Annotated in this window: 10 protein-coding genes; 7 read left to right on the forward strand and 3 right to left on the reverse strand. The window is 61.5% G+C overall.

Features of this window, described 5'->3' with window-relative positions; genetic code table 11:
- The first annotated feature begins 89 nt into the window (after positions 1–89).
- Entirely contained in the window at positions 90–1,562 is a 1,473-nt protein-coding gene (locus FEE99_RS14665) for an ATP-binding protein (RefSeq protein WP_041478575.1), read from the forward strand.
- Here FEE99_RS14665 and FEE99_RS14670 read toward each other — a convergent pair.
- Positions 1,527–4,376 carry an ATP-binding protein gene (locus FEE99_RS14670; RefSeq protein ID WP_143978936.1) on the reverse strand — a complete coding sequence of 950 codons (2,850 nt, stop codon included), beginning with the start codon at positions 4,374–4,376 and terminating at the stop codon, positions 1,527–1,529. The genes FEE99_RS14665 and FEE99_RS14670 overlap by 36 nt on opposite strands.
- 134 nt (positions 4,377–4,510) lie before the next feature.
- On the reverse strand, positions 4,511–4,942 hold the full coding sequence (locus FEE99_RS14675) for a helix-turn-helix domain-containing protein (protein WP_041478577.1): 432 nt from the start codon (positions 4,940–4,942) through the stop codon (positions 4,511–4,513).
- Positions 4,943–5,178: 236 nt separating this feature from the next.
- Here FEE99_RS14675 and FEE99_RS14680 point away from each other — a divergent pair, with 236 nt between their 5' ends.
- From FEE99_RS14680 to ycaC, 6 genes are all read left to right on the forward strand, one after another.
- Positions 5,179–6,162, forward strand: coding sequence for an MBL fold metallo-hydrolase (locus FEE99_RS14680; protein WP_041478578.1), 984 nt, complete (start codon positions 5,179–5,181; stop codon positions 6,160–6,162).
- A 54-nt stretch (positions 6,163–6,216) separates the two neighbouring features.
- Positions 6,217–7,140, forward strand: coding sequence for a LysR family transcriptional regulator (locus tag FEE99_RS14685; protein WP_039762138.1), 924 nt, complete (start codon positions 6,217–6,219; stop codon positions 7,138–7,140).
- 638 nt (positions 7,141–7,778) lie between these two features.
- Positions 7,779–8,192: a DoxX family protein gene (locus tag FEE99_RS14690; RefSeq protein ID WP_024012430.1), complete on the forward strand. Its 414-nt coding sequence runs from the start codon at positions 7,779–7,781 to the stop codon at positions 8,190–8,192.
- Entirely contained in the window at positions 8,185–8,811 is a 627-nt protein-coding gene (locus tag FEE99_RS14695) for an antibiotic biosynthesis monooxygenase (RefSeq protein ID WP_041478579.1), read from the forward strand. Before FEE99_RS14690 ends, FEE99_RS14695 begins: the two co-directional genes overlap by 8 nt.
- Positions 8,812–8,851: 40 nt before the next feature.
- On the forward strand, positions 8,852–10,690 hold the full coding sequence (locus tag FEE99_RS14700) for an amidohydrolase (RefSeq protein WP_041478580.1): 1,839 nt from the start codon (positions 8,852–8,854) through the stop codon (positions 10,688–10,690).
- 68 nt (positions 10,691–10,758) lie between these two features.
- The gene (gene ycaC / locus FEE99_RS14705; protein ID WP_016774080.1) at positions 10,759–11,382 is read left to right on the forward strand and encodes an isochorismate family cysteine hydrolase YcaC; all 624 of its coding nucleotides are present in this window, start codon (positions 10,759–10,761) and stop codon (positions 11,380–11,382) included.
- A gap of 87 nt (positions 11,383–11,469) precedes the next feature.
- Here the strand turns inward: ycaC and FEE99_RS14710 are convergent, their stop codons facing one another.
- Positions 11,470–12,897, reverse strand: coding sequence for a mechanosensitive ion channel family protein (locus FEE99_RS14710; RefSeq protein WP_041478581.1), 1,428 nt, complete (start codon positions 12,895–12,897; stop codon positions 11,470–11,472).
- Positions 12,898–12,997 lie beyond the last annotated feature (100 nt).

Genomic DNA, 12,997 nt, shown 5'->3' on the forward strand with positions numbered 1-12,997 from the left:
GCGGTTCTGTCCGTCTGACGCAGCGGGATGTCCGTGCTGCGTCGGCTCTGGCGGTTGTATCGTCACGCGAGAGTGCCAAGATGTTTGGCATGAATAATCACAACGACACAAGCCACGGTTCAGTGCTGCGTTTCGGCCCCTACGCCTTTCATGTGCGCCAACGTCTGGTCCTTGAAGGAGAGCAGCCGTTGCGCATGGGCGGGCGCGCCATGGACATCCTTCAGGCGCTGCTCGAACACGCGGGTGAGGTGGTCAGCAAAGAGCAGTTGATTGCTCGGGTATGGCCGACCTCGGTCGTCGAAGAGATCAACCTGCGGGTGCACATTGCGGCGTTGCGCCGCGCACTGGGTGACGGCGTAAACGGGCAGCGTTTCATCATTCACGTGGCGCACTGCGGCTACAGTTTTGTCGCCCCGGTGGAGCAGGGCACCAGTGATGCGCTGACCATGCCCGCTGCCGCGCTCATGCCCCTGCACAATCTTCCGGCACGACTGACGCCAGTCAGTGGGCGCGACGCCTTGATCGGTGGTCTGGTTCGACAAATGCCGGTATGCCGCTTGATGACGATTACCGGTGCACCGGGCGTTGGCAAAACCACTGTGGCACTGCGCGTGGCGGAATTGCTCCTGCAATACTTTCGCGATGGCGCCTGGTGGGTCGACCTTGCCAGCCTCGAAGATGACATTCCATTGCTCGAGCGCCTGTTGCACACCCTGAAGACAGACTTTTTCACACTGACCGGCCGGCACGCCTTGTTGATCCTGGATAACTGCGACCACCAGCGCGACAGCTGTGCGGCACTGGTGGAAACGCTGTTGCATGCTGCGCCTCGCCTGTCGATTCTGGTCACCGGCCGCGAAGCCTTGCAAGTCGCGCAGGAGACCGTTCATTACGTGCCTCTGTTGGCGATTCCCAAGCGCTCGACATTGAACACCGTCGAAGAAGCCATGGGCTATCCGGCGGTGCAGTTGTTCGTCAATCGCGCGCGGGCACGGCAGCATGGTTTCTGTTTGCGTGAGCAGGATTTGCCAGGTGTGCACGAGATCTGCCGTCAACTGGACGGTCTGCCGCTGGCGATCGAGCTCGCCGCTGCGCAGATCGACGCGCTGGGCTTGATCGGCTTGCAGGCACAGGTTGAAAACGGCCTGCAGTTGCTTGGCCAAGGCCGGCGCACCGCGGAACCGCGCCATCAGTCGATGGCCGCTGCAATCGATTGGAGCTTCCAGTACCTGACGGAAATGGAACAGCGTGTGCTGCTGCGTCTGTCGGTATTCAGCGCGGGCTTTACCCTGGAGGCCGCATTGAGTGTGATCAGCAGCGCGGATCTGGCGGGTTCCAGACTGTCCGCGATAATCGAAGGGTTGGCGCGCAAATCGTTGCTTGTTCGAGAACCCAACCGTGCGACGGCCCGCTATTGGATGCTCAACACCGTGCGCCGCTATGCTCGTGATCAGTTCGAGCGCAGTGACGACAAGTACGAACTCAAACAGCGCCATGCGCGCTATCTCAGCAGAACGCGCAACGCTTCAGGCCGGGCACTGCTCGTGGAGGCTGTCGAGTAGCAGGCGGACCTTGCGCAAGTCCGGTGTGGCGTAGCCTTCGGTGAAGCGCTGGTAAATGGGGCTGAGCAAATCCCATGCTTCGCGATGGCGGGACTGGCGCTGCCATAATCGGGCGAGGTCCGTGGCGCTGCGCAGTTCCCAAGCGAGGGCGCCCTGGCTTCTGGCGATGGCCAGAGCTTGTTGCAGGGTTTGTTCGGCTTCTCGGGTTTCAGCGGTGTCTGAGCGGGCCGATTCGCGAGCAGGCTCGCTCCCACAGGATGAACCCTTCAACAATGCCGCCGCCCGCGCCCGCAATATCTCCGCTGCACTCCATCCCGCATCGCCATTGCGCGCGCGCCCCACCAGTGCCTCATCGACAAAACGCTCATCCAGCGTAACCATCACTTCCCGAATCAGACCGCTGCTCTGTGCTGGTACGGGCACGGCATTATCCGGATCGATCACCTGCGCATACTGCCGGCCCCAGTTATTGAACAGCAGCACCGAGTGCTTCTGCGATTGTTCCAGCAGCAACTGCAGCAGCGCGCGGGCGTTTACATGGTCGCCGTTGTAATGAGCGATCAGACAACTGGCCAGCGCCAGGGTGTAACAGATCGATGTGCCGTGATTGATCTGCACGGCGATGTCCAGCGCCTGCCGTGCGGCGCGCCAGGCTTGCTCGGGCAGACCCTGCAACCACAGCACTCGGGCCAGTACTGTCAGCGAAGCGACGCTCTGGTCGTATTGCACGCCAAAACCATGGGTGAAACGATTGAGATGGCCGCTGTGGGCCATGCGTTGCAGCACCTGCTCGGCATGTACGCGTGCCTGCGGCTGGTCGCCGGCATAATGCAGGGCCAGCACCCGCAAGCGATGTGTGCTCAGTGACAGCAGCGGTTCGCCGTGCAGGCCGATGCGGTCGAATTGCTCACTCTGGGCCAAAGCCATGCGGCAATGCCCGCAACTCAGATTGACCGCCATATGCCCCGACACTGCGCGCAGTTGCCCGGCCAGATCGCCGTGTTCCTCGGCCAATTGGCAGGCGTCGACGAAGGCCTGAATAGTTTGTGGCGTGCCGCCCCAGGTGTGATAGCTGGCGCTACCGAGCGCCAGTTTCAAGGCGATTTGCAGGCGAGGGCAGGGCGGTAGCAGCGAGTCTGCTGGCGAAGCCTCCAGCAGACTCAGTGCCCGGCGCACATAGCGGCTGTAATCGCGCAGCAACGACAGCTCCTGCCACAAAGGCGCCGACGCGGCTGCCAGTTGCACCCCCAGCTCATCCGGTCCCGGGCCGTTGAGGCTCCAGTCCAGCGCCGCGCGCAAATCCTCCAGACCCCGGGCATAGCGCTCCATCCACAATACAGTCGGAGTATTGTCCCAATCCGCCTGCGCCTGCTGCATCAGTGTCAGGCAGCGCTCGGCGTGGCGTTGGCGGGTTGCGCTGAGCTCGTCGGCCTGCTCGAGTTTTTCCAGTGCGTAGTGGCGGGTAGTGTCGAGCAAGCGATAGAAAACATCTTCATCGCCCACTTCGACGCTCAGCAGGGATTTGGCCACCAATTGCGTGACGGCGGTGAACACCGCGCCGGGATCAATCTGTTGGCCGATGATCACCGCTGCTGCCGACGCGAGGGTGAAGCTGCCGCGGAAAATCCCCAGTCGCCGCAGACAGGTTTGCTCGCAGACGTTGAGCAGGTTGAAACTCCAGTCCATCGTCGCGCGCAGGGTCAGGTGGCGTTCGGCGCTGCTGTGGTGTCCGGCCGACAATGGCGGCAAACCCTCGCGCAAGTGCTTGAGCAATCCGTCCATGCCCAATTCGCTGACCTGCGCGGCGGCCAGTTCCAGTGCCAGCGGAATGCCGTCCAGGCGCTGGCAGATTTCGATCGCTTGCGGCAGCTCGGCGTGGCTCAGTCGGAAGTTTTCCCTGGCTGCGGTGGCGCGCTCGACAAACAACTGCATCGCAGCAAAGCCCAGTGCTTGGGCCGGCTCCATCGGGGTCGACATGGACGGGCATTCGAGCGATTCCAGACGCTGCACGAACTCACCCTCAGCGCGCAGGCTCTCGCGGCTGGTCGCCAGGATATGCACCTTTGGTGCCCCCCGCAGAATCTGCTCGCTGAGCGCGGCGACCGCATCAATCAAGTGCTCGCAGTTGTCGATCACCAACAACATTTGCTGTTCTCGCAGGCCGTCGACCAGACCAGCCTGCGCATCGCCTTCAGCTGCGGACAGATCAAGCAGCGTCGCCAGATGCGAGCCGATCAGCGCGGGATCGGCGATGGGCGCCAGATCCACCAGGCGGATGCCGTCGTGATACTGGTCGAGCAATTGTTCGGCGACGCGCAGGGCGACGGTGGTCTTGCCAATGCCGCCGGGGCCGACCAGAGTGATGCAGCGTCGGCGCGGCAGTTGCGTAATCAAGTGATCGATCAGGGGTTGGCGACCAATCATCCGCGTACGACGCAGCGGCAGGTTGTGCCGGGGCGCGGCGACCGCAGGCGTTGCTTCGATGCTGTCGAGCACGAACGGTGCGACAAAGCTGTAGCCGCGCTGCGCCACGGTGACGATGTAGCGCTGGCCGTTCTGCCCGTCGCCAAGCGCTTTGCGCAGCGCCGCCATGTGCACGCGCAGGTTGATGTCTTCGACGACGCTGTCTGGCCAGACCCCGGCCATCAATTGCTGTTTGCTCACCACTTCACCGGCATGGGCCAGCAAAATCAGGAGGATGTCCATCGCCCGCCGTCCCAGGCGCAAAGGCTGTTGGCCTTCAAGTAGCAATCGTTGCCCGGGATGAATCCGATAGGGGCCAAACGCAATGGCCTGATTCGGGGAAAAACTCAACAGCGCGCTCCTGCGGTGATGCGGCGGACAGGGCGAATCAGTGCCTGGCGCAAGCGCAGGCCGTCTGATCCGGGGTGTCCGGGCATAATCCTCAGGTTTGAGCATCAGTGCAACGGGTGGCGTAACGGCAGCAGTCAAAACACCGCAGGCTGCGCTGCGGTGTTTTTCGGTTTATCCATGACTCGACAGCGCCAGGCGAAGGGATTGATGCCCTCGCTGCGGGTGAACATGTGGCAGAAGTGCGCCTGATCGCAGAAGCCGCATTCGAGGCTGATTTGCGTCAGGCTCAAGTCGGTGTGCTGGATCAGCAACTTGGCCCGGGCCAGGCGCTGGGCGCGGATCCAGTCCTGTGGCGACAGGCCGGTGCTGCACTTGAATGCGCGGGAGAAATGACTGCGTGACAGTGCACATGCCCGGGCCAGTTCAGCCACTTCGAGGCTTTCGCCCAAGCGATCCAGGATCAACTGTTTGATCTGGCGTTCGCGCTGCGGACTGAGTCCGCCAGTCGTGTTTTTACGCGGTTCGCTGGCAGGGGCGAGGGCGACGGATTGCTGTAGATAAGCCATGGCCAAGGTCCGTGTCGGTGGGGAAGGCACGGTCGGCGCATTCCCTCAGGTCAAAAAAGCAACGCTGCGCAGAGGGCTTCATTGTTGGGCGATGCCTTGAGACTGACGAGTTAATCGTTGTTAATTTCCTCGCTCAGGCTGGAACTCAGCACATCCTTGCAAGTCAGCGCCCGGCGCTTTGCGCGACGATGTCGACAAAGCACGGCCGCCGTTGGCCAGGTTCAAAGGGGAATGCAATGAAAAGCTTGGTGAAAGCGGCAACGACGCTGGCGGTCGTGCTGGCAATGTCCGGCGCCATGGCGCAGGCACCGCAGGTTGGCACTCAGGCGCCGGGTTATTTCCGGCTGGCTGTCGGCGATTACGAAGTCACCGCGTTGTTCGACGGTTACAACGATTTGTCGCCGAAGTTGTTGCAGGGCATGAGCCAGAGTCAGATTCGCGCGCTGCTTGCGCGCCGTTCGATTGAAACCCCTGGCGTGCAGACGGCGTTCAATGCCTTTCTGGTCAACACTGGCAAACAACTGATTTTGGTCGACACGGGCGCAGGACAGTGCATCGGCGCCACCGCAGGCCAACTCTCGGCCAACATGCAGGCCGCCGGTTACAAGCCTGAACAGGTCGACACGATTCTGCTGACGCACCTGCACCTCGATCACGTCTGCGGTCTGGTCGACGCCGAAAAGAAACCGGTGTTCGCCAACGCCACCGTGTTTGCAGCCAAAGCCGAGGCCGACTACTGGCTCGATCCGGCAGCGCTGGCCAAGGCCCCGGCGGGCGCAAAAGAGTTTTTCAAGATAGCCCGGGACTCTACGGCGCCCTATGTTGCCGCCGGTCGCTTCAAGACGTTTGCCGCCGGGCAGTCGCCATTGCCGGGACTGGTCGAAGCAACCCTCGAAGCAGGGCATACGCCGGGCAGCACCACCTACCGCTTCACCTCGCAGCAGCAGAGCATCGTGTTCATGGGCGATCTGGTGCATAACCTGGCGGTGCAGTTTTTGCACCCGGAAGTGTCGATCGGTTTCGACGTCAACAGTCAGCAAGCGATCAGCAGTCGTCAGGCAGTGTTCAGTGCTGCAGCAGCAAGCAAGACCTGGGTGACGGCAGCGCATCTGCCGTTCCCGGGCATCGGCCACATCACCGCCGAGGGCAAACATTTCCAATGGGTGCCGGTGGAGTACGGTCCGTACAAACGCGCGGCGAAAGTGCCATTGATCGAGTAAAGTGCCCAACGCCTGTGGCAAAAAGCGTCTGACACCGATAAGGAAACCACACCCATGAACCGTAACGATCTGCGCCGCGTCGACATGAACCTGCTGGTGATTTTCGAAGCGCTGATGTTCGAAAAGAATCTGACCCGTGTGGCGGAAAAACTGTTCATGGGCCAGCCGGCGGTCAGTGCTGCACTGGGGCGCTTGCGTGATCTGTTCGACGATCCGTTGCTGCTGCGCAACGGTCGCGGCATGGAGCCGACAGCGCGGGCGCTGGCGATCCTCAAGGAGCTGCAACCGGCAATGGACGTGATTTCCGGCGCAGTCAGCCGCGCCAAGGAGTTCGAACCGGCCAGCAGTTGCGACGTATTTCGCATCGGTCTGTCGGACGACGCCGAGTTCGGTCTGTTTCCACCGCTGTTGCGCCAGCTTCAGCAGGAGGCGCCGGGGATCGTCGTGGTGGTGCGCCGCGCCAACTATCTGTTGATGCCGGCGTTGTTGGCTTCGGGGGAAATCTCCGTGGGTGTCAGCTACACCACGGATCTGCCGGCCAACGCCAAGCGCAAGAAGCTGCGTGATATTCCCTGCAAAGTGCTGCGCGGCGACGACCGTCCGGGGCCGTTGACCCTGGACGAATATTGCGAACGTCCGCATGCAATGGTGTCGTTCTCCGGTGACCTGAGCGGCAATATCGATCTGGATCTGGCCAAGATCGGCCGTTGCCGCCGAGTCGTTCTCGGCGTACCGCAGTTCAGCGGTTTGCGCGCCTTGCTCGCCGGTACCGAGATGATCGCGACGGTGCCGGACTACGCCGCCTGTGCCTTGGTTGAAGGCTGCGCCCTGCGTGCCGAAGATCCGCCATTCCCGATCGATGCCGCGCAATTGTCCATGGCCTGGAGCGGGGTGCACGACAACGACCCGGCAGAGAAATGGCTGCGCTCGCGCATTAGCCAGTTCATGGCGGCGCCGCTGGATATTCCGGCGCTTTAACCGCCCTCGATTACACACGCAGTTCTCCTGTGGCAGCGAGCTTGCTCGCGAAAGCGGTGTGTCAGTTAGTGTGGATGTGACTGACCTGACGCCTTCGCGAGCAGGCTCACTCCCACATTGTTTTTGTGGCGGTCTGCAAATTGAATGCACGCCGCCAATCCCTGCGGGAGCGAGCTTGCTCGCGATAGCGGTGTGTCAATCAATGAATATATGACTGACCTGAAGCCTTCGCGAGCAGGCTCGCTCCCACGTTGTTTTTGTGGCGGTCTGCAAATTGAATGCACGCCGCCAATCACTGCGGGAGCGAGCTTGCTCGCGATAGCGGTGGGTCAGTTAGTGTAGATGCGTCTGACCTGACGCCTTCGCGAGCAGGCTCGCTCCCACATTGTTTTTGTGGCGGTCTGCAAATTGAATGCACGCCGCCAATCCCTGTGGGAGCGAGCCTGCTCGCGATAGCGGTGGGTCAGTTAGTGTGGATGCGTCTGACCTGACGCAATCGCGAGCAGGCTCACTCCCACATTGTTTTGTGGCGGGCGGCAGAACATCAAAGACTTGAAAAGCAACTAAGCACACCCATCCAATTTCTCCCGCGCCGGCCTTGGCATGATTCCCGTCAATGAGATTCAAAGGGTCGGGTCATGATTGCTACGAGGGATGAACAGGCGCGCGACATCGGGTTGCTGTTTCTGCGGGTCAGCGGCGGGTTGTTTCTGTTGTGGGTGCACGGCTTGCCGAAGTTGCTGGACTTCACCGCGCAGCTGCAACTGATCGAAGACCCGTTCCACCTCGGCGCCCACCTGACCCTGATCCTGGCGATTTTCGCCGAAGTCCTCTGCCCGTTGCTGATCGTCGCCGGTGTGCTGGCGCGATTGGCTTGTTTGCCTATTCTCTTTGTACTGCTCGTGGCGTTGCTGGTCGTGCATCCGCAATGGAGTGTGGCTGAAGGGCAGTTTGGCTGGTTGCTGTTGATTCTTTTCACCACCGTATTGATTGCCGGGCCGGGACGGCTGGCGATTCCTGTTCGTTTGCCCGGAGTGCTGCGTTATGCCTGAAGTCCTCAATTCACAAGCACCGGGGGCCGATGAGACCGTCACGTTGATCATCAAACACTCGGTCAAGGCCGGTTTCGAGTCGGCCTATGAAGCATGGCTGCGCAATATCGTGCGCGTCGCCGGGCAGCGCGAAGGGCACCTGGGTGTCGACGTGGTGCGCGGCAAGCGCGGGCGTCTGGATTTCTACACTTGCGTATTGCGCTTTAGCTCCACCGAAGCGATGCAGGGCTGGCTGGAATCCTCCGAGCGTCAGGCGCTGGTGGCTGAAGCCGCACCGATGCTGGCTGACGGCGATCAGACCGAAGTCGCCCCAGTCAACGAGTTCTGGTTCACACCGCTGGCCGAAGCCGGCTCGCCACCGCCGCGCTGGAAGCAGGCCGTAGTCACGCTGTTGGTGATTCTGCCGCACACCCTGCTGGTGCCGCTGATCTGGGGCCCGCTGCTGGCGCTGCATCCGCTTCTGTCCAACTACGTGGTCGCCACGTTCCTGATCACCCTGACCATCGTCCTCTCGGTGGTCTACGTGGTGATGCCGCCGGTCACCCGTTTGTTTACCCCGTGGCTGGAAGCCAGTCAGGCCCACGAACACCTCGATTCCCAAGAAACCTCGCCGCGTTGAGCGGGGTTTGCTTCTTTTCACTTTCGCTTGAGGAACTGCGATGAGCGCCGATCTGATTTTATTCAATGGCCAATTTCATACCGTAGACCGGGAAAAACCCCTGGCCAGTGCGGTGGCGATCAAGGATGGCCGCTTCGTCGCCGTCGGTAACGATGCCGAGGCCATGGCCCTCAAGGGCAACGTCACGCAAGTGGTCGACATGAAGGGCCGCTGCGTCATCCCTGGCCTCAACGACTCGCACTTGCACCTGATTCGCGGCGGTCTGAACTACAACCTCGAACTGCGCTGGGAAGGCGTGCCATCGCTCGCCGACGCGCTGCGCATGCTCAAGGATCAGGCCGATCGCACGCCCACCCCGCAGTGGGTGCGTGTGGTCGGTGGCTGGAACGAGTTCCAGTTCGCCGAAAAACGTATGCCGACCCTGGAAGAAATCAACCAGGCCGCGCCGGACACCCCGGTGTTCATCCTGCACCTCTACGACCGTGCGCTGCTCAACCGCGCTGCCCTGCGCGTGGCCGGCTACACCCGCGACACGCCAAACCCGCCGGGTGGCGAAATCGTCCGCGACAGCAACGGCAACCCGACCGGCATGCTGGTCGCGCGGCCGAACGCGATGATCCTCTACTCGACACTGGCCAAGGGACCGAAGCTGCCGCTGGAATATCAGGTCAACTCGACCCGTCAGTTCATGCGCGAGCTCAATCGCCTGGGCCTGACCAGTGCAATCGACGCCGGGGGTGGTTTCCAGAATTACCCGGACGATTACCAAGTGATCGAGCAACTGGCCAAAGACGACCAGTTGACCGTACGCATCGCTTACAACCTGTTCACCCAGAAGCCGAAAGAAGAGCTGACCGATTTCCAGAACTGGACCGGCAGCGTCAAGTTGCATCAGGGCGACGACTACCTGCGCCACAACGGTGCCGGCGAAATGCTGGTGTTCTCCGCCGCCGACTTCGAGGATTTCCTCGAGCCGCGTCCGGACCTGCCGCAGACCATGGAACAGGAACTCGAGCCGGTGGTACGCCACCTCGTTGAGCAGCGCTGGCCGTTCCGTCTGCACGCCACGTACAACGAATCGATCAGCCGTATGCTCGATGTGTTCGAGAAGGTCAATCGCGACATTCCGTTCAACGGTCTGCCGTGGTTCTTCGACCACGCTGAAACCATCACCCCGCAGAACATCGAGCGTGTGAAAGCGCTGGGCGGCGGTATCGCGATTCAGGATCGCATGGCGTTCCAGGGCGAATACTTTGTCGATCGCTATGGCAAACAAGCCGCCGAAGCCACACCACCGATCAAGCGCATGCTCGCTGAAGGCGTGCCGGTTGGCGCTGGCACCGACGCCACCCGCGTGTCCAGCTATAACCCGTGGACTTCGCTGTACTGGATGGTCAGCGGCCGTACCGTTGGCGGTCTGGCGCTGTACGAAGAAGGTTTGCCACGCAGCACTGCACTGGAGCTGTTCACCCATGGCAGCGCCTGGTTCTCCTCGGAGCAGGGCAAGAAGGGCCAGATCCGCGTCGGCCAACTGGCAGACCTCGCGGCACTGAGCGCGGACTTCTTCAGCGTTGAGGAAGAAGCGATCAAGTGGATCGAGTCGGTGATGACCGTGGTCGGCGGCAAGATTGTCTACGCCGCCGGCGACTTCGAAGACCTCGGCCCGCGTTCGATTCCGGTGCTGCCGGACTGGTCGCCAGTGGTCAAGGTCCCAGGCCACTGGCGCCCGAACTCGCCGTTGCAGGCGCAGGTGCACCAGTGCAGCGGGCCGTGCGCCGTGCACACCCACAGCCATGAAAAAGCGCGGATGTCGAATGCGCCGGTCAGCGATTTCGCCGGTTTCTGGGGCGCGTTCGGCTGTTCCTGCTTCGCGTTCTGAGTTTGAAAAAAGCGCCGGTCATCAGGGCCGGCGCTTCCCGCAACAACCATCCATCCAGGAGTTTTGCCATGAGCGTTCCTTACAAGCGTCTGAACAAAGATGATGCCGTCGTCCTGCTGGTCGATCACCAGACCGGTCTGATCTCGCTGGTGCAGGATTTCTCGCCGAACGAGTTCAAGAACAACGTGCTGGCGCTGGGCGACATCGCCAAGTTCTTCAAGCTGCCGACCATTCTGACCACCAGCTTCGACGCAGGTCCCAACGGCCCGATCGTGCCTGAGCTGCTCGAGCAATTCCCTGACGCGCCGTTCATTCAGCGTCCAGGCCAGATCAACGCCTGGGACAACGAAGACTTCGTCAAAGCGATCAAGGCCACCGGCCGCAAGCAACTGATCATCGCCGGTGTAGTGACCGACGTTTGCGTAGCTTTCCCGACCCTGTCGGCGATTGCTGAAGGCTTTGAAGTGTTTGTTGTTACCGACTCGTCGGGTACCTTCAACACCACCGTGCAACAAGCGGCATGGGCGCGGATGTCGGCCGCCGGTGCACACCTGATGAACTGGTTCGCTGTGGCCTGCGAGCTGCAAGGCGACTGGCGCAACGACATGGAAGGCCTGGCGCATCTGCTGTCCGAGCGTCTGCCTAACTATCGCAACCTGATCAACAGCTATACCAAGTTCACTGCCAAGTAAGAAAATCAAAAGATCGCAGCCTTCGGCAGCTCCTACATGGGAATGCATTTTCCCGTAGGAGCCGCTGAAGGCTGCGATCTTTTGCTGTTAGCGCTTCTGCAACCACCCCAAAAAACCACCTTTTTTCACCGCCACCGGTTTGGCCATCAACGCGAGGCGACTGTTCTGCTGACGCACCGCCTGCAACTTGTTCAAGGCCCGGCCGACTTCGCTGCGCTTGTCCATGCACTCACGGGTCAACTGTTTGTCGAGACGATAGATGATGCTCGACGTCAGCGCCGTGAACGTCGCCTGCGACGGTGTATCGGCAAGAATGCTCTGCTCACCCATGACTTCGCTCGGCCCCATGCGCCCGGCCTCGGTCTGGCCATTGCCGTCCGGCACCGTCGCGCTGACCACGCCCGTGGCGATCACGAACAGACTGTCCGGCACCTCGTCCAGATCCAGCACCACCTGACCGGCCGTGTACTGCTGCGCGACCATCGATTCAGCGAGGCGATCGCGCTCTTCACTGCTCAGCGAACGGAAAATCTTCACCTCATCCAGCAACGCACGAGCGCGGCTCGACGGTTCGATCACGCCGTCGGGATGGCGCGAAATACCCGCCGCTTCGAGATGACGGTGGGCGAGGTCGAACAGTTGATTGCGCACTTCGCTCTTCTTGCCCAGCTCAGCGATGAAACCGCTGGCAACGTATTCCGACATGGTTTCGCCGGCCTCTTTGAGCACGGCTTTCGGCGCCGGGCTGAGCAACAGCGAACTGCTGCCCTGCAAGGTGCGGTCAAGGGCATCCAATACCCGACGCGGACGAATGTGGTTCGGCACTTTGATACTGATCGAGACACCGTGCATGTTGCTCGGCCGGCTGAGATTGACGATTTTCGCCTTGGCCGCCACCGAGTTCGGTACTACGGCCATGGTGCCGGCGCTGGTCAGCAGGTGCGTGGCGCGCCAGTCGATATCGAAGACCTTGCCTTCGACGCCGTCGATCATCACCAGATCGTCCACCTGATACGGCTTGGTGGTGTTGAGGACGATGCCGGAAAACACATCGGCGAGGGTGCTTTGCAGCGCCAGACCGACCACGATGGCGACCACCCCGGAGGTGGCGAGCAGACCTTTGACCGGCAGTTCCAGCACGTAACCGGCCGCCGCGACAATCGCGACCAGAAACACCAGCGCACCGATGACGTCCTGCAGCAAGCGCCCGCTGTGACCGATGCGGCGCATCAGCGCCAGGCCGATCACTTCGGTCAGCACCCGTGCTGCGTACAACCACCAGAGAATCCCCAGTGCCGTCGCCCCAAGTTGTGCCACGCGATCATCAGCGAAAAGCGGCGCCTGCAACGGGCTGACACCGGCGTTGATCACCAGCGCGCTGAATGCCAGAAACAGTGCCAGACGCACACCGACTCGCGGCGCGCGATGGCTGAAGGGCGAGAAATGCCAGAGCGCGGCGTCGAGCAGCAACAGGACGGCGCTCCAGGACAGCAGGTGGGCGTAGAAAACAGTCATGACCGGTACTCCGCGACGCTAGTGAGAAAAAAGATCGCAGCCTGCGGCAGCTCCTACAGGAAATGGTATTCCAGGGTAGGAGCTGCCGCAGGCTGCGATC

It is taken from the genome of Pseudomonas sp. ef1 (assembly GCF_007293365.2).
GTDB classification, from domain to species: Bacteria; Pseudomonadota; Gammaproteobacteria; order Pseudomonadales; family Pseudomonadaceae; genus Aquipseudomonas; species Aquipseudomonas siliginis.

Coding starts and splice junctions, on each gene's coding strand:
- FEE99_RS14665 (WP_041478575.1), top strand. CDS start 90: ATGAATAATCACAACGACACAAGCCACGGTTCAGTGCTGCGTTTCGGC.
- FEE99_RS14675 (WP_041478577.1), bottom strand. CDS start 4,942: ATGGCTTATCTACAGCAATCCGTCGCCCTCGCCCCTGCCAGCGAACCG.
- FEE99_RS14680 (WP_041478578.1), top strand. CDS start 5,179: ATGAAAAGCTTGGTGAAAGCGGCAACGACGCTGGCGGTCGTGCTGGCA.
- FEE99_RS14695 (WP_041478579.1), top strand. CDS start 8,185: ATGCCTGAAGTCCTCAATTCACAAGCACCGGGGGCCGATGAGACCGTC.
- FEE99_RS14685 (WP_039762138.1), top strand. CDS start 6,217: ATGAACCGTAACGATCTGCGCCGCGTCGACATGAACCTGCTGGTGATT.
- FEE99_RS14690 (WP_024012430.1), top strand. CDS start 7,779: ATGATTGCTACGAGGGATGAACAGGCGCGCGACATCGGGTTGCTGTTT.
- ycaC (WP_016774080.1), top strand. CDS start 10,759: ATGAGCGTTCCTTACAAGCGTCTGAACAAAGATGATGCCGTCGTCCTG.
- FEE99_RS14700 (WP_041478580.1), top strand. CDS start 8,852: ATGAGCGCCGATCTGATTTTATTCAATGGCCAATTTCATACCGTAGAC.
- FEE99_RS14710 (WP_041478581.1), bottom strand. CDS start 12,897: ATGACTGTTTTCTACGCCCACCTGCTGTCCTGGAGCGCCGTCCTGTTG.